This is a genomic window from Streptomyces sp. NPDC026377 (assembly GCF_055567715.1).
Genome location: NZ_JBVHPV010000025.1, coordinates 40,331 through 56,039 on the forward strand (window position 1 = coordinate 40,331; position 15,709 = coordinate 56,039).

Below are 15,709 nucleotides of genomic sequence, written 5' to 3' on the forward strand. Positions count from 1 at the left end.
CCCCACGATGTTCGCCATCCCTAGACTCCTCATATCGGGGGATTGCTCGGGGGACAACAAGTGGGGCATGGAGTGCCGGAACTCGTACTGGAATTGAATGGCAGGACCTGGACGCTCGACGCGTCCCGGTCGTACACCCTCGGACGTGATCCGCAGGGAGACATGGTGATCGACGACGCCAGGGTCTCCTGGCGGCACGCCACGATCAGCTGGGGCGGCCGGAGTTGGGTCATCGAGGACCACGGCAGCACCAACGGCACCTATGTGCAGGGTCAGCGGATCCACCAGATGGAAATCGGCCCGGGCTCCTCGGTGCACCTGGGCAACGCGACGGACGGCCCGCGGCTGAATCTCACCGCCGGTGCCGGTGCCGCCGCCCCGGCCGGAGCCGCCGCGTACAGCGCGCCGGCCGCCGCCCAGCAGGCCCCGCAGCAGGCTCCGCCGCAGCAGCCGCAGCACGGCGGCGCCGGCTGGGCCCCGCAGCAGCCCCAGCAGCCGGTCCCGCACCAGCAGGTTCCGCAGCAGGCGCCCCAGCAGGCCTGGCAGCAGCCGGTCCCGCAGCAGGCGCCGCACGCCCAGGCTCCGCATGCCCAGCCCCCGCACGCCCAGGTCCCCCCGCAGGGTCCCGGCGGCCCGGCGGGCGCGCAGGCCGCCTACGGCGACCGCAGCCCCACCACGTTCCACCAGTTCTCCCTCGGCCGGGTGATGCGCATCGGCCGTGCGCTGGAGAACGAGCTGGTCGTCTCCGACCTCCAGGTCTCGCGCAACCACGCCGAGTTCCACTCGACGCCCGACGGGCGCATGGAGATCCGCGACCTCGGCTCGCACAACGGCACGTACGTCAACGGCCAGCCGATCGCCAAGGGCGGCTCCGCGCTGCTCGGCCCGAACGACATCGTGGGTGTCGGCCACTCCACCTTCCGGATCGTCGGCGACCGCCTGGAAGAGTTCGTCGACACCGGTGACGTCTCCTTCTCGGCCCGCCACCTCACCGTGACGGTCGACGGCGGCAAGCAGATCCTCAAGGACGTCTCCTTCGGCGTCCCGGAGAAGTCCCTCATCGCCGTCATCGGCCCCTCCGGCTCCGGCAAGTCCACCCTGCTCAAGGCGCTCACCGGCTACCGGCCCGCCAACCAGGGCGACGTCCTCTACGACAACCGGAACCTGTACAAGCAGTTCGCCGAGCTGCGCCAGCGCATCGGTCTGGTCCCGCAGGACGACATCCTGCACAAGGAGCTGACCGTCAAGAAGGCGCTGAAGTACGCGGCCAAGCTGCGCTTCCCCGCCGACACCACCGAGTCCGAGCGCGAGCAGCGCATCGACGAGGTGCTGCGCGAGCTCAAGCTGGACATCCACAAGGAGAAGAAGGTCACCTCCCTCTCCGGTGGCCAGCGCAAGCGCGTCTCGGTCGCCCTGGAGCTGCTGACCAAGCCGTCGCTGATCTTCCTGGACGAGCCGACCTCCGGCCTCGACCCGGGCATGGACCGCGACGTCATGCAGCTGCTGCGCGGGCTCGCCGACGACGGCCGCACGGTCCTCGTCGTCACCCACTCGGTGGCCGAGCTGGCGATCTGCGACAAGCTCCTGGTGATGGCGCCGGGCGGCTCGGTGGCGTACTTCGGTCCGCCCGAGGAGGCCCTGAACTTCTTCGGCTACGGCACCTGGGCGGATGTCTTCTCCGCCTTCGAGAACTACCGCGACTACGACTGGGCGGGCCGCTGGAAGGGCTCGCAGCACTACCAGATGTACGCCGCGGACATCGACGCCGTCGCCGCCCAGTCCGTCCAGATGCCGGCGCCGAACCAGATGCGCCCGCCCAAGCCGCAGAGCTGGGGAGCCCAGCTCTGGACGCTGATCCGGCGGTACTCCTCGGTCATCGCCTCCGACAAGGGCTTCCTCGGCCTGATGGTGATCCTGCCCGCCGTCCTCGGCGCGGTCAGCGTGGTCATCCCGGCGAAATTCGGTCTGGCCCCGCCCGACAGCTCCAGCAAGTTCAACGGCGACGCCGGCACGATCATGCTGATCCTCGCGGTCGGCATGTGCTTCTCGGGCGCGGCCAACTCCGTACGAGAACTGATCAAGGAACGGGTCATCTACGAACGGGAACGGGCCACCGGCCTCTCCCGCTCGGCCTATCTGATGTCCAAGGTCATCGTCCTCGGCGTGATCACCGCGATCCAGGGCGTCATCATCTGCGGCATCGGCTTCTCCACCCGGGACCTCCCGAAGGAGGGCCTGATCATGCCGCCGGCCGCCGAGATCTGCCTGGTGGTCATCGCCCTCGGCTTCACCTCGATGATGTTCGGCCTGGTGATCTCCTCGCTGGTGAAGACCGCGGAGAAGACCATGCCGCTGCTGGTCATGTTCGCGATCGTGCAGGTCGTCTTCACCGGCATCCTCTTCAAGGTCTACGGCTCCATCGGCCTGGAGCAGTTCGCCTGGCTGATGCCCTCGCGCTGGGCGATCGCGGGCGCCGGCTCCACGCTGGACCTCGCGCACCTGATGCCGCCGTGGGACCAGAACAAGCCCAACGACCTGGACCCGCTGTGGGAGCACTCGGCGAGCCAGTGGGGGATCAACATCACCGTGCTGATCGCCCTGGGCGTCCTGTGCGGTTTCGCGGTCGCGCGCCTGCTGCGCCGCCACGAGCCCGAGGTCATGCGCAAGTAGCGGACCCCGCCACACGCCGAAGGGCGGCACCCCGTACGGGGTGCCGCCCTTTCGTGTGCCGTCGGCGCCGTTCGGCGGGCGTCGGTCAGTAGGCGCCGTTGACGTTGTCCATGGAGCCGTACTTGTCGGCCGCGTAGTTGGCGGCGGCCGTGATGTTGGCGACCGGGTCGTAGATGTTCCACGACGTGCCGGCCACGTGGTACGCGTTGAAGGTCGGCTGGATGACCTGGAGCAGACCCTTCGACGGGACACCGTTGATCGCGTTGATGTCCCAGCCGTTGATGGCGTTCGGGTTGCCGGTCGACTCCCGCATGATGTTGCGGTACAGACCGTTGTACGAACCCGGGATGCCCTTGGCCTTCATGATGTCCAGGGACTGGCGGATCCAGCCGTCCAGGTTGTTGGCGTAGACCGGCTTGCGGGCGGCGGCGCGGCTCGCGGCGGCCTGGGCCGCGCGCTTCTTCGCCGCGGCCTCGGCCTTGGCCTTCGCGTCGGCCTCGGCCTTGGCCTTGGCCTGCACCTTGGCCTGCTTGACCGCGGTGACGTGCTGCTTGGCGATGTTCGCCTCGACGGCCTTCGCGTTGGTGACGGCGGCGGTCACGGAGAAGGCGACGGGCTCGGCGGCCACGGCGGTTCCCGACTCGCCACTGCCCGGCAGGACCGAGATGGCGAGCGCGGCGGCGCCGAGGGCGGCGACACCGGCAATCGAGATCTTGTGCGTCTTGTTCAGACGACTGTGACCAGGGTTGCGGGACTCGGGCATGGTGGTGGGACCTCTTCCGAACGACGGGGACGGCACACGAAAGCGCCGCGGCGGTGAGCCGCAGCGCTGTGCGACGGGAGCCATTGTTAGCGGCCGCAAAATCCCGTGGCAAAGGTGTGACGTACGAAGCGGCATAGTGGATCAGGGGCGGGGAAAAAGCGCCTCCCGCCCCTGCTCACCCCGCTCACAGGGGCTTTATCTCTCCACTAAGCCGCTTCGTAAGTGATGTGCGTCCTATGCGCGGGCTCACATCGGCCCGGTAACACTTTCACCGTGCGTTGCACGAGCAATTCAGTGTGTAATGGTGCTCGTCCGGAAGGATGAGGTGGACGTCGCCGAACTCGTGCCAGAGGTAGAGCCCGCTCAGCGCCTCGGTGTACGCGGCGCCGATCGCCGCCCGCCCCGCGACCGCCTCCAGCATCAGCAGATGGGAGGCCTCCGGCTCGTGCAGCCCGGTCAGCAGCCCGTCCACCACGCGTACCCCGCGCGCGGGCGTCACCACCAGATCCGTCCACCCCGACGCGGCCCGGACGATCCCGTCCACCCCGGCGGCCGACTCCAGCGCCCGTACAGCCGTCGTCCCCACCGCCACGACCCGGCCGCCTCCCGCGCGCGCGGCGTTCACCAGCCGGGCCGTGGACAACGGCACCTCGAAGCGCTCCGGATACGGCGGCTCGTGCGCCTCGGACGAGGCCACCCCCGTATGCAGGGTGATCAGCGCGAACTGCACCCCGCGCCGCACCAGCTCCGCGACCAGCTCCACCGTGAAGGGCCGCGCCGCGCTCGGCATCTCCGCCGAGCCCACCCCGTCCGCCGACGCCAGCGCGAAGACCGTCTGGTAGGCGGAGAGCGGCTGGTCGCCCGCGGTGTACGCGTACCGGATGGGCCGCCCGTACCGTGCCAGCAGTCCCGGTACGTCCCCGCCCTCCGCCCGGGCCCACCACAACCGGTCCCCGCCCCCGCTCAACGGCTCCTCCAGGGTCAGGCGCCGCCCGCCGGGCAGCGCCACCGTCGTCCACGCGCGCGTACCGGTACGCCGCCGGGTGCTGCCCGAGGGCTCCGGGGTACGCAGCTCGACCGACCAGCGCCCGTCCGGGCCCAGCGTCGAGAAGTGCGCCACCACCCGCTCGCCGTCCACCGTGCCGTCCACGGCCGCCGCCATCGTCGCCGAGGTGTTCACCGCCAGGACGTCCCCGGCGCGCAGCTGCCCGGCCAACTCCCGGAACGCGTGATGGGAGACCTCGGTGCCGCGCGACACCAGCAGCCGCACGTCGTCCCGCCCCGAGCCGCGCACCTCGGCGGGCACCGACGCCATCAGCTCCGGCGGCACCCGGATCCCGAGGTCCGCCGTCATCGCGTCCCCCGGGCAGGGGCGCGCGTCCCGGCGGCGGAACGGTTCACCGGGCGGCTCACCGGGCCACCTCCACGAGCGCGGGCGCCGCGTACCGCCCGCTCGCCGGCCGGCGCTCGATCAGACTCAGGAAGCCCGGCACCACCGTCTCCGGCTCCGGCCGCCCCTCCTCGTCGCCGGGCACGGCCGCCCGGTACAGATCGGTGCGCATGTCACCCGGGTCGACCGCCCACACCCGCAGACCCGGCTCCTCCACCGCGAGCACGGCCGCCAGCTGGTCGAGCGCCGCCTTGGACGCCCCGTAACCGCCCCAGGTCGCGTACGCCTCCGCCGCCGCGTCCGAGCTGACCACCAGCACCGCGCCCGCCGACGAGCGCCGCAGCGGGCCCAGCGACTCCTGGACCAGACCGAGCGCCGCCACCACATTCGTCTCCAGGGCCGCCCGGAAACCCTCCAGGCTCTGCCGCTCCAGCGGCACCAGCGGCTCGGCCCCCAGCGCGCTCGCGTTGTGCACGAGCAGATCGAGTCCGCCCAGCTCACCGGCGGCCGCCACCAGCTCCCGGCGGTGTCCGGCGTCCCTCACGTCCCCGGCGAGCGCCACTACCCTCGTTTCGGGGCCCGCCAGCTCCCCGGCCGTCTCCTTCAGTACGGACGCGGTCCTCGCGTCCAGGACGAGGTCCCAGCCGCGTGCGGCCAGCGCCCGCGCGAGCGCCCGCCCCAGACCCTTCGAAGCCCCCGTGATGATCGCTACCGGCATGGTCTTCCGTCCCCTCGCAGTCCGCTGCGCGCTGTCGTCCGTCGGCGGTACGCGTCGGCCGTACGGACCCCGGTCCGCCGACAGCCCCAGCGTCACTCCCCGTACGCCCCCCGCGCCTCAGCCGTACGCCCCAGCCGCCCAAGGCACTTCGACCTAGTCCCCAGGGCCCGGCCCGGTGCCGTCCACAGGCGGATACGGACCGTCACACCCCGCGGGTACGGTGATCCCATGAGCCACCGACCGAGCTCCGGCCTCGCCGCCGTGAGCACCGCACTCCTCGCGATGAGCAGGCATCTGGAGGTGCGCGACGTCCTCAAGACGATCGTCGCCTCGGCCCGCGACCTGCTCGACGCGGAGTACGCGGCTCTCGGGGTCCCCGACGACCACGGCGGCTTCGCGCAGTTCGTCGTCGACGGCGTCAGCGACGAGCAGTGGAAGGCGATCGGCCCCCTGCCGCGCCAGCACGGCATCCTCGCGGCGATGCTCAAGGACAAGAAGCCGGAGCGGATCGCCGACGTCCGCAAGGACCCCCGCTTCGGCGGCTGGCCCGCGGCCCACCCCGACATGTCCGACTTCCTGGGCGTGCCGATCCGCGACGGCGACGAGACGCTGGGCACCCTCTTCCTCGCCAACAAGCGCTGCCCCAAGCCCGAGGGCGGCTGCGGCTTCACCGAGGACGACGCCGAACTGCTCGGCATCCTCGCCCAGCACGCGGCGATCGCCCTGACCAACGCCCGGCTCTACGAGCGGAGCCGCGAGCTCACCATCACCGAGGAGCGCACCCGCCTCGCCCACGAGCTGCACGACGCTGTCAGCCAGAAGCTCTTCTCGCTCCGGCTGACCGCCCAGGCCGCGACCGCGCTGGTCGACCGCGACCCCGCGCGCGCCAAGGACGAGCTCCAGCAGGTCGCCGCGCTCGCCGCCGAGGCCGCCGACGAACTGCGCGCGGCCGTCGTCGAGCTGCGCCCGGCCGCCCTGGAGGAGGACGGCCTCGTCAACACCCTCCGCACCCAGATCCAGGTCCTCGACCGCGCCCACAGCGCCGAGGTCACCTTCGAGAACTGCGGGGTGCGGGCGCTGCCGCCCGCCCAGGAGGAGGCGCTGCTGCGCGTCGCCCAGGAGGCCCTGCACAACGCCCTGCGCCACTCCGGCGCCGAGCACGTCTCGGTCGTCCTCGTACGGCGCGGCCAGGGCGCCGCCCTGCGGATCGTCGACGACGGCCGCGGCTTCGAACCCCGGGCGGTCCGCCGCGCCGGACGGCACCTGGGCCTGGTGTCGATGCGGCACCGGGCCGGTGGCGTGGGGGGACGGCTCTTCGTGAAATCGGCGCCCGGGCAGGGCGCCACGATCGAGATGGAGGTGCCAGGTGGCTGACAGCATCAGAGTCCTGCTGGTCGACGACCACCAGGTGGTCCGCCGCGGCCTGCGGACGTTCCTGGAGATCCAGGACGACATAGAGGTCGTCGGCGAGGCCGCCGACGGTGCCGAGGGGGTCGCCCGGGCCGAGGAGCTGAAGCCGGACGTCGTCCTGATGGACGTGAAGATGCCCGGCATGGACGGCATCGAGGCGCTGCGCAAGCTGCGCGCGCTGGCCAACCCGGCGAAGGTGCTCATCGTCACCAGCTTCACCGAGCAGCGCACGGTGGTGCCCGCGCTGCGGGCGGGGGCGGCGGGCTATGTGTACAAGGACGTCGACCCGGAGGCGCTGGCCGGCGCGATCCGCTCGGTGCACGCCGGGCACGTGCTCCTCCAGCCGGAGGTCGCGGGCGCGCTGCTGTCCCAGGACGACGCGGGCGGCGGCCAGGGCCGGGGCACCTCGCTCACCGAACGCGAGCGGGAGGTCCTCGGACTCATCGCGGACGGCCGCTCCAACCGGGAGATCGCCCGGGCGCTGGTCCTCTCCGAGAAGACGGTCAAGACACACGTGTCCAACATCCTCATGAAGCTGGACCTGGCGGACCGGACCCAGGCGGCGCTGTGGGCGGTCCGCCACGGCCTGACCGACTGACGGACGAACCGACAGACCGACAACCACCCATAAGTAAATACGGATCGTCACGGTCCGGTGAGAGATTCATACCGTCGGGTGGATGTCACCCACACGGCGCATCCCCGGCGGCCGATGAGCGTTCTCCAGGGCGTGCTGCGGCGGACCGCCGCGGCGAGACCAGGAGGAACCTGAAGTGAAGAACCTGAAGAAGGCCGCCGCCGTCGCCATGATCGCCGGAGGAATCGTCGCGGCCGGTGCGGGTGCCGCGTCCGCGCACGGCGGCGCGCTGGCGGACGGCAAGGCCGAGAACTCCCCGGGCGTGCTCTCCGGCAACCTGGTCCAGGTCCCGGTCCACGTCCCGGTCAACGCCACGGGCAACTCGGTCAACGTGATCGGCCTCCTGAACCCGGCGTTCGGCAACGAGTCCACCAACGTCTGACCCCAACGGGCGCGCGCCCCGGCCAGCGCCCTCCCCAGACCGCATTCCCCGCGCTCCTTCTCGACCCGGAGTTCGTCTGCGGGCGGGTGGTGGGTTGCCCCTGCTGGGCCGGTGTTCGGCTGCGGGCCGTGGTGGGTTGCTCGCGCAGTTCCCCGCGCCCTTGACCCCGAGGGGCGCGGGGAACTGCGCGCTCAGCCGTCCACGGTCCGCAGACGAAAGAAGCAGTCCGGGCGCAGCCCCAAGGCGGGCCGCAAGGACCGGCCAGGGACCGGGGGCGCAGCCCGAAGCGGAGGGCAGGGGGTCCGCAGGGCCCCCACGTTGCCCCACCCGCCCCAGCCGGGGCGCAGGGGCCGGGGCCGCAGACCCCGGGAGAGCCACCTCACCACCCGCACCCACACCCCACCCCCGGAGGGTTTGGGGAAGGGGCGGGGAGGGGCTCACCCCCGAGCAACCCCCTCCACGTACGCGTTGTACGCCGCCACCCGAGCCCGCCGAGCCACCCGCTCCACCGGCCGCAACGCCTCCGCCCGAGCCCACAGCTCCGACGCGCTCACGGCCCCGCCGACATCCTCCGCCCCCCGCGCCACGTCCACCAGAAGCCCCACCCGCCGCGCCAGCTCCAGCACCCGTACCGCCCGAGGCGGATACCCGGGAGCCAGGACCGGCTCATCCGGCCCCTCCGCCCGCGCCCGGTACGCGTCGATCGCCGCCCGGGCCGCCGGCCCCGACCCGGCCACGTCCAGCCGGGTCAGCACCGCCGTCGCCTCCCGCAACCCCTCCGCCAGCTCCCGCTCCGCCTCCCCGAGCGAGGGCACGTCGGCCGGCGGAGCCTCCCGTACCGCCAGGCACTGCCACAGCACCTCCACCCGCACATCACCCTCGGGCCCCACCTCGCTCACCTGAGGCACCAGCCCGTGCGGCGCCCCGAAGCCGACGACCGCCTCCTCCGCCTCCAGCGCCCGCGCGTTGAACTCCGGCGGCCCGCTGAGCCCCAGCGGATGCCCCGGCGCGGGCAGCGCGACCCGGAAGCCCGTCACCCCGAGCCCCCGCAGCCGTCCGAGCGCCAGCGTGAGCCCCACCGGGGCCGCCTCACCCGGCAGCCCCGCCACCCGGTGCACCGTGTCGTCACCGACGATCGCCGACGCGGCGTCGTCCGGCGAAACTTTCCCGGCCAACAGGGCATTTCCCCATGCGGCCAGCCGACCTGAACGTGGTTCCGAGAACATGGACCCAGCCTAGGTACTGGCCCTCGCGGCAGGTCCACTCCCTCAGTGGCGTAGGTTTTGTCTGGGAGATTTCCCCGGGACCCTGCCCACAGGCACAGCCCGGACCTCAAGACGATTGCATGGGGAGACAACGCGCTCATGAGCGATGTACTGGAGCTGGTGGACGTATCCGTGGTCCGCGACGGACGCGCTCTGGTGGACGACGTCTCCTGGTCGGTCAAGGAGGGCGAGCGCTGGGTGATCCTCGGCCCCAACGGCGCCGGCAAGACCACCCTCCTCAACATCGCCTCCAGCTACCTCTTCCCGTCCACCGGCACGGCGAAGATCCTCGGCGACCGCCTCGGCAAGGTCGACGTGTTCGACCTGCGCCCCCGCATCGGCATGGCCGGTGTCGCCATGGCCGACAAGCTGCCCAAGCGCCAGACCGTGCTCCAGACGGTCCTCACCGCCGCGTACGGCATGACCGCCACCTGGCAGGAGCAGTACGACGCCGTCGACGAGGAGCGCGCCCGTGCCTTCCTCGACCGGCTCGGCATGACCGACTACCTGGACCGCAAGTTCGGCACGCTCTCCGAGGGCGAGCGCAAGCGCACCCTGATCGCCCGCGCGATGATGACCGACCCCGAGCTCCTCCTCCTCGACGAGCCGGCCGCCGGTCTCGACCTCGGTGGCCGCGAGGACCTGGTCCGCCGCCTCGGCCGCCTCGCCCGCGACCCGTACGCGCCCTCGATGGTCATGGTCACCCACCACGTCGAGGAGATCGCCCCCGGCTTCACCCACGTCCTCATGATCCGTCAGGGCAAGGTGCTCGCCGCCGGCCCCATGGAGACCGAGCTCACCTCCCGCAACCTCTCCCTCTGCTTCGGCCTCCCGCTCGTCGTCGAGCACCGCGGCGACCGCTACTCCGCCACCGGCCTGCCACTCGCCTGACGCCGGGCGGATCGACAGGTGCACTGTCCGTGACGGGGTGCCCGGACCTACCATGACCTCGTGAACGCTTGGGTGGGTTGGCTGATCGTGGCGGCGGGTCTCGGTATTCCCCTGGTGCTGACCGCCATGCCGGAATTCGGCATGCTGGCCGTCGGCGCCGTCGCCGCGGCCGTCGGCGCGGGTCTGGGCCTCGGCACCGTCGCGCAGGTCCTCGTCTTCGTCGTGGTCTCGGTCGCCCTGATCGCCGTGGTGCGGCCCATCGCGGCCCGGCACAGCGCCGAGCGGCCCCACCTCGCCACCGGCATCGACGCGTTGAAGGGCCGTCAGGCCGTCGTCCTGGAGAGAGTCGACGGCAGCGGCGGCAGGATCAAGCTCGCGGGCGAGGTGTGGTCGGCGCGCACCCTCGACGACGGCCAGTCGTTCGAACCCGGGCAGCAGGTCGATGTGGTCGAGATCGACGGAGCGACTGCCATCGTCATGTGAACCATGCCAGGATCATCCGGGCCGGCAGCCGCGCGGCTGCCGGGCACTCCTGAAGCAAGACCGGGCACTTCCTAGAGCAAGAAAGGCACGGGGAACGCGATGTCAGCGATCATCATCGTCCTGATCATTCTGGTGGTGCTGGTCTTCATCGCCCTGATCAAGACCATCCAGGTGATCCCGCAGGCCAGCGCGGCCATCGTGGAGCGCTTCGGCCGCTATACGAGGACGCTCAACGCGGGCCTGAACATCGTCGTCCCGTTCATCGACTCCATCCGCAACCGCATCGACCTGCGCGAGCAGGTCGTGCCGTTCCCGCCGCAGCCGGTGATCACCCAGGACAACCTGGTCGTCAACATCGACACCGTCATCTACTACCAGGTGACCGACGCCCGGGCCGCCACGTACGAGGTGGCCAGCTACATCCAGGCGATCGAACAGCTCACCGTCACCACGCTGCGCAACATCATCGGCGGCATGGACCTGGAGCGCACCCTCACCTCCCGCGAGGAGATCAACGCGGCCCTGCGCGGTGTCCTCGACGAGGCCACCGGCAAGTGGGGCATCCGCGTCAACCGCGTCGAGCTCAAGGCGATCGAGCCGCCGACCTCCATCCAGGACTCGATGGAGAAGCAGATGCGCGCCGACCGTGACAAGCGCGCCGCGATCCTCCAGGCCGAGGGTGTCCGGCAGTCCGAGATCCTGCGCGCCGAGGGTGAGAAGCAGTCCGCGATCCTGCGCGCCGAGGGTGAGGCCAAGGCCGCCGCGCTGCGCGCCGAGGGCGAGGCCCAGGCGATCCGTACGGTCTTCGAGTCCATCCACGCGGGCGACCCCGACCAGAAGCTCCTCTCGTACCAGTACCTCCAGATGCTCCCGAAGATCGCCGAGGGAGACGCCAACAAGCTCTGGATCGTGCCCAGCGAGATCGGCGACGCGCTCAAGGGCCTCTCCGGCGCGTTCGGCAACCTCGGCGGCGGGATGCCCGGCTTCAACACGGGCGCCGAGCGCCGCGAAGAACCGCCCGTCGACTGAACAACAGGTGATCGGGCACAGATGACTGAGCAGACTTGACCGAGCACAGTTGACTGTGTCGTACAACATCCGTGCATGATCGGTGCGGCCCCCCGACCTCCATGGCGGGGAGGCGTCTCACTGATCGTGTAAGGAGATGGCGTTGTCCATCTGGGAAGCACTAGCGGTCTTCGCGGCCGGCATCGGCGCCGGCACCATCAATACGATCGTCGGCTCCGGCACCCTGATCACCTTCCCCGTGCTGCTGGCCACCGGGCTGCCGCCCATCACGGCGAACGTTTCCAACACCCTCGGCCTGGTCTCCGGCTCCATCAGCGGAGCCATCGGCTACCGCCGCGAACTGCGCGGCCAGACCCGCCGCATCCTGCGCCTGGCGTCCACCGGTCTGCTCGGCGGTCTGCTCGGCGCGGTCCTGCTGCTCGCGCTGCCGTCCAACGCGTTCGACGCCATCGTCCCCGTCCTGGTCGGCGTCGCCCTGCTGCTCGTCCTCTTCCAGCCGCGCATCGCCGCCGCCGTGAAGCGCCACCGCGAGGCCACCGGAAGCAGCGCCCACCCCGACGGCGGTCCCGTCCTGCTCGTCGGCCTCTTCCTCGCCAGCGTGTACGGGGGATACTTCGGCGCGGCCCAGGGCGTCCTCTACCTCTCGCTGATGGGCCTGCTGCTCCCCGAGAGCCTCCAGCGCGTCAACGCCGTCAAGAACATCCTCGCGGCGCTGGTCAACGGGGTCGCCGCGGTCTTCTTCCTCTTCGTGGCCGACTTCGACTGGACGGCCGTGCTGCTGATCGCCGTCGGCTCGACGATAGGCGGCCAGCTCGGCGCGAAGGTGGGCCGCCGACTCAAGCCCTCGGTGCTCCGAGGGGTGATCATCGCGGTCGGCGTGGTGGCGATCGTGCAGCTGGTACTGCGCTGAGGCAGAAAAGGAGGCCCGCCGCGAATACGGCGGGCCTTTCCGGGGCGCGGGGACCTGCGCGACAAGCCACGTACGGCCCGCACCCGAAAACCGCTAGGCCGCGCCCCGAGCCAGCCACTCCGGCAGGGCGGACCGATCCCCCGCGGCCATGGCGAGCAGCATCGCGTCGGCGGGCGACGGCACGAACGGCTCGCGCAACAGCGGCATCCCCGCCTCCTCCGGCGTCCGGTCCGCCTTGCGGTGATTGTCCTCGGCGCAGGACGCCACCGTGTTGAGCCAGCTGTCACGGCCACCCTGGGCCCGCGGCACCACGTGGTCCACCGTCGTCGCGCGTCTGCCGCAGTACGCGCACCGGTGCTGGTCCCGGACCAGCACCCCCCGTCTCGACCACGGAGCCTGTCTTCGGAACGGCACCCGCACGTACCGGCAGAGCCTGATCACACGGGGGACCGGTATCTCGACCGCGGCGGCACGCATCCTCAGCTCGGGATGCTCCTGCTCGACGACGGCCTTGTCCTGAAGGACCAGCACGACCGCACGGTTCAGAGTGACCGTCGACAGCGGCTCGAAGCTCGCGTTCAGTACCAGCGTGTCCCGCATTGTGCCCACCTCCGCGTAGTGCCGGCCCACCCCCTGGCGGGCTTGGATCAACTCTGGCCGGGCCGGCCACGACGGACAACGCATTAAAAATGCCCTGCTCTGGTCTCTCCAAGACCAGAGCAGGGCAAACAATGAAGGAACGATCAACCGACCGGAATCAGCTGTTCGAGGGACCTGTGTACGTACCGATCAGCTGGGCGCGTGCCAGGGTGTGGAACCGCAGATTGAATGCGACGACCGCCGGCGACGCGTCCGCGTCCGGTCCCAGCTTCGCGGAATCCACCGCGTACACGGTGAAGACATAGCGGTGCGACTCACCCGCGGGCGGGGCCGCGCCACCGAAGTCCTTCGAGCCGTAGTCGTTGCGGACCTGGACCGCCCCGGCCGGCAGACCCTCGAACTTATCCGTGCCCGCGCCGGCCGGAAGCTCGGTCACCGACTTCGGAATGTCGAACACCACCCAGTGCCAGAACCCGCTCCCGGTCGGGGCGTCCGGGTCGAAGCACGTCACCGCGAAGCTCTCGGTCCCGGCCGGGAACCCCTCCCACCGGAGGTGGGGAGAGGTGTTCCCTTCCGCGTACACCTGGGCGTCCTTCAGCGGCGCACCCTCCTGGACGTCCTCGCTCACCACGGTGAACGAGGGCACCTCGGGGTGGAAGTCATGGGGGAGCGGCGGCCTCTTCAGCTCGCTCACGCGGGCACCTCCTGATCGGTAACCAAATGACGGGGCCGAGCCTAGAACCAGTTGCGCCGTCCGCCGACCTCAGCCAGCCACTGGTGGAGATAGGCCGCCCAATCCGTCCCCTGGTAGTCGCTCAGACCCACCTGGAACGAGCGGTACGAGTCGCTGCCCTCGCTGAACAGGCCCGGCTTCTTGTCCATCTCCAGCACCACGTCCATCGCGCGGTCATCCGCGACGAAGGTCAGCTCCACCTGGTTCAGCCCCCGGTACTCCGACGGCGCGTAGAACTCGATCTCCTGGTAGAACGGCAGCCGCTGGCGGGTGCCGCGGATGTGGCCGCGCTCCATGTCCGCGCTCTTGAAGCGGAAGCCCAGCTGGATGAAGGCGTCGAGGATCGCCTGCTGCGCCGGCAGCGGATGCACGTTGATCGGGTCCAGGTCGCCCGAGTCCAGGGCGCGCGCGATCTCCAGCTCCGTCGTCACACCGATGTGCATCCCGCGCAACGGCTGGCCCGCGACCGTCGTGACCGGCGTCTCCCACGGGATCTCCAGGCCGAACGGCACCACATGCACCACGCCCGCCTTCACCTCGAACGCGCCGCCGAGGCGCAGCTTGGTGAACTCGATGTCCTGCTTGGTCTCGTGGTCACCGCCCTCGATCTCGACGCGGGCCTGAAGGCCGACCGAGAGCCCCTCGATCCGCTGGTCCACGGACCCGCCCTGGATCCGGACCTCACCCTGGACGACACCGCCCGGCACCACGTTCGCCTCGGTCAGCTCGGTCTCCACCGAAGCGCCTCCGGCACCCAGACTCGCAAGCAGACGCTTGAACCCCATGCTGTTCCCTCCATAGATCCTGCACCCACTTGAACGCACCACGACGGTCTCCGGTTCCGCACGCTCACCCGGTACCCTCGGACGCCATGATCGCGGCCCCCGAACGTACGCCACTTCCTCGCGGTTTCTTCGACCGCCCCGTCCTTGAGGTCGCCCCCGACCTCCTCGGCCGCACGCTGGTGCGCCGCACGACCGAGGGCCCGGTCGAGCTGAGACTGACGGAGGTGGAGGCGTACGACGGTGCCAACGACCCCGGGTCCCACGCCTTCCGCGGGCGCACGGCCCGCAACGGCGTGATGTTCGGCCCGCCCGGCCACGCGTACGTCTACTTCACGTACGGGATGTGGCACTGCCTGAACCTGGTGTGCGGGCCGGAGGGCCTGGCGAGCGGGGTCCTGCTGCGGGCGGGCGAGATCCAGGTGGGCACGGAGCTCGCCCGTAAACGTCGCATCTCAGCCAAAAACGACAGGGAACTGGCCAAAGGCCCTGCCCGTCTGGCAACCGCCCTGGACGTCGACCGCGCCCTGGACGGCGCCGACGTCTGCACGGACCCGGACGCCCCGCTCTCCGTACTGACAGGGACCCCACCCCCCGTCGACCAGGTACGCAACGGACCCCGCACCGGTGTGGGTGGTGAAGGCGCCCCGCATCCCTGGCGGTTCTGGATCGCTGACGACCCGACAGTCAGCCCGTACCGGGCGCATCAGCCACGCCGCCGCGCAACTTGACTCGGCCCGACCGGACGCCTAACGTAGCCCGAGCCGCTTGAGACGGGCCCTGCTGTTCAGCAACCCGAAGCGGCCACCCACTACCTACGACTGACCCCGACGGGTCCTTGTTTCGGCATGCCGGAATTCGGATTGATCGGCTCGATGCGGCTCGATTATGAGCCACTCGGGAAATCAGCTAAAGTAGTGACCACGCCGAAAGGGAAACGCGAAAGCGAATACCTGGAAAGCGAATCCCGCCGACAGGGAATCGGACACGAAAGAGTCTGATAGAGTCGGAAACGAAGGAAGCGCCCGGAGGGCCCGGAAACGGGA

Annotated in this window: 16 protein-coding genes; 9 read left to right on the plus strand and 7 right to left on the minus strand. The window is 70.6% G+C overall.

Annotated features, from left to right (window positions below):
• The first annotated feature begins 60 nt into the window (after window positions 1-60).
• Window positions 61-2,670 carry an ABC transporter ATP-binding protein/permease gene (locus ACZ4MU_RS32735; RefSeq protein WP_467883170.1) on the plus strand — a complete coding sequence of 870 codons (2,610 nt, stop codon included), beginning with the start codon at window positions 61-63 and terminating at the stop codon, window positions 2,668-2,670.
• An 85-nt stretch (window positions 2,671-2,755) separates the two neighbouring features.
• On the opposite strand, the gene ACZ4MU_RS32740 is transcribed toward ACZ4MU_RS32735, so the two are convergent.
• The 3 genes from ACZ4MU_RS32740 to ACZ4MU_RS32750 all read right to left on the minus strand — a co-directional run bounded on the left by ACZ4MU_RS32740 (window position 2,756) and on the right by ACZ4MU_RS32750 (window position 5,541).
• Complete coding sequence (locus ACZ4MU_RS32740) at window positions 2,756-3,433, minus strand: transglycosylase SLT domain-containing protein (RefSeq protein ID WP_467883171.1); 678 nt, start codon at window positions 3,431-3,433, stop codon at window positions 2,756-2,758.
• A 268-nt stretch (window positions 3,434-3,701) separates the two neighbouring features.
• Entirely contained in the window at window positions 3,702-4,787 is a 1,086-nt protein-coding gene (locus ACZ4MU_RS32745; RefSeq protein WP_467883172.1) for an S-adenosylmethionine:tRNA ribosyltransferase-isomerase, read from the minus strand.
• Window positions 4,788-4,842: 55 nt separating this feature from the next.
• Window positions 4,843-5,541, minus strand: coding sequence for an SDR family NAD(P)-dependent oxidoreductase (locus ACZ4MU_RS32750; RefSeq protein ID WP_467883173.1), 699 nt, complete (start codon window positions 5,539-5,541; stop codon window positions 4,843-4,845).
• 228 nt (window positions 5,542-5,769) lie between these two features.
• On the opposite strand from ACZ4MU_RS32750, the gene ACZ4MU_RS32755 reads away from it, so the two are divergent.
• The 3 genes from ACZ4MU_RS32755 to ACZ4MU_RS32765 all read left to right on the plus strand — a co-directional run bounded on the left by ACZ4MU_RS32755 (window position 5,770) and on the right by ACZ4MU_RS32765 (window position 7,970).
• Window positions 5,770-6,915 carry a GAF domain-containing sensor histidine kinase gene (locus ACZ4MU_RS32755; protein WP_467883174.1) on the plus strand — a complete coding sequence of 382 codons (1,146 nt, stop codon included), beginning with the start codon at window positions 5,770-5,772 and terminating at the stop codon, window positions 6,913-6,915.
• Window positions 6,908-7,549: a response regulator transcription factor gene (locus tag ACZ4MU_RS32760; RefSeq protein WP_365112787.1), complete on the plus strand. Its 642-nt coding sequence runs from the start codon at window positions 6,908-6,910 to the stop codon at window positions 7,547-7,549. Before ACZ4MU_RS32755 ends, ACZ4MU_RS32760 begins: the two co-directional genes overlap by 8 nt.
• 175 nt (window positions 7,550-7,724) lie before the next feature.
• Complete coding sequence (locus ACZ4MU_RS32765) at window positions 7,725-7,970, plus strand: chaplin (protein ID WP_467883175.1); 246 nt, start codon at window positions 7,725-7,727, stop codon at window positions 7,968-7,970.
• Between the two features lie 437 nt (window positions 7,971-8,407).
• On the opposite strand, the gene ACZ4MU_RS32770 is transcribed toward ACZ4MU_RS32765, so the two are convergent.
• Window positions 8,408-9,196 (minus strand): hypothetical protein, encoded by a 789-nt coding sequence (locus tag ACZ4MU_RS32770; RefSeq protein WP_467883176.1) that lies wholly within the window; start codon window positions 9,194-9,196, stop codon window positions 8,408-8,410.
• A gap of 138 nt (window positions 9,197-9,334) precedes the next feature.
• On the opposite strand from ACZ4MU_RS32770, the gene ACZ4MU_RS32775 reads away from it, so the two are divergent.
• The 4 genes from ACZ4MU_RS32775 (at window position 9,335) to ACZ4MU_RS32790 (ending at window position 12,548) form a co-directional block, all read left to right on the plus strand.
• Window positions 9,335-10,126 (plus strand): ABC transporter ATP-binding protein, encoded by a 792-nt coding sequence (locus tag ACZ4MU_RS32775; protein ID WP_406555432.1) that lies wholly within the window; start codon window positions 9,335-9,337, stop codon window positions 10,124-10,126.
• Window positions 10,127-10,186: 60 nt separating this feature from the next.
• A complete protein-coding gene (locus ACZ4MU_RS32780) occupies window positions 10,187-10,609 on the plus strand; it encodes an NfeD family protein (RefSeq protein WP_467883177.1) in 423 nt (140 codons plus the stop codon).
• 99 nt (window positions 10,610-10,708) lie between these two features.
• The gene (locus ACZ4MU_RS32785; RefSeq protein WP_467883178.1) at window positions 10,709-11,638 is read left to right on the plus strand and encodes an SPFH domain-containing protein; all 930 of its coding nucleotides are present in this window, start codon (window positions 10,709-10,711) and stop codon (window positions 11,636-11,638) included.
• Between the two features lie 136 nt (window positions 11,639-11,774).
• Window positions 11,775-12,548, plus strand: coding sequence for a sulfite exporter TauE/SafE family protein (locus tag ACZ4MU_RS32790; RefSeq protein ID WP_467883179.1), 774 nt, complete (start codon window positions 11,775-11,777; stop codon window positions 12,546-12,548).
• 93 nt (window positions 12,549-12,641) lie between these two features.
• On the opposite strand, the gene ACZ4MU_RS32795 is transcribed toward ACZ4MU_RS32790, so the two are convergent.
• The 3 genes from ACZ4MU_RS32795 to ACZ4MU_RS32805 all read right to left on the minus strand — a co-directional run bounded on the left by ACZ4MU_RS32795 (window position 12,642) and on the right by ACZ4MU_RS32805 (window position 14,666).
• On the minus strand, window positions 12,642-13,148 hold the full coding sequence (locus ACZ4MU_RS32795; protein WP_266991683.1) for an HNH endonuclease: 507 nt from the start codon (window positions 13,146-13,148) through the stop codon (window positions 12,642-12,644).
• Window positions 13,149-13,305: 157 nt separating this feature from the next.
• A complete protein-coding gene (locus tag ACZ4MU_RS32800; protein ID WP_467883180.1) occupies window positions 13,306-13,842 on the minus strand; it encodes a YbhB/YbcL family Raf kinase inhibitor-like protein in 537 nt (178 codons plus the stop codon).
• A 41-nt stretch (window positions 13,843-13,883) separates the two neighbouring features.
• Window positions 13,884-14,666, minus strand: coding sequence for a sporulation protein (locus ACZ4MU_RS32805; RefSeq protein WP_467883181.1), 783 nt, complete (start codon window positions 14,664-14,666; stop codon window positions 13,884-13,886).
• An 86-nt stretch (window positions 14,667-14,752) separates the two neighbouring features.
• Here ACZ4MU_RS32805 and ACZ4MU_RS32810 point away from each other — a divergent pair, with 86 nt between their 5' ends.
• Window positions 14,753-15,394 (plus strand): DNA-3-methyladenine glycosylase, encoded by a 642-nt coding sequence (locus tag ACZ4MU_RS32810; RefSeq protein ID WP_467883182.1) that lies wholly within the window; start codon window positions 14,753-14,755, stop codon window positions 15,392-15,394.
• Window positions 15,395-15,709 lie beyond the last annotated feature (315 nt).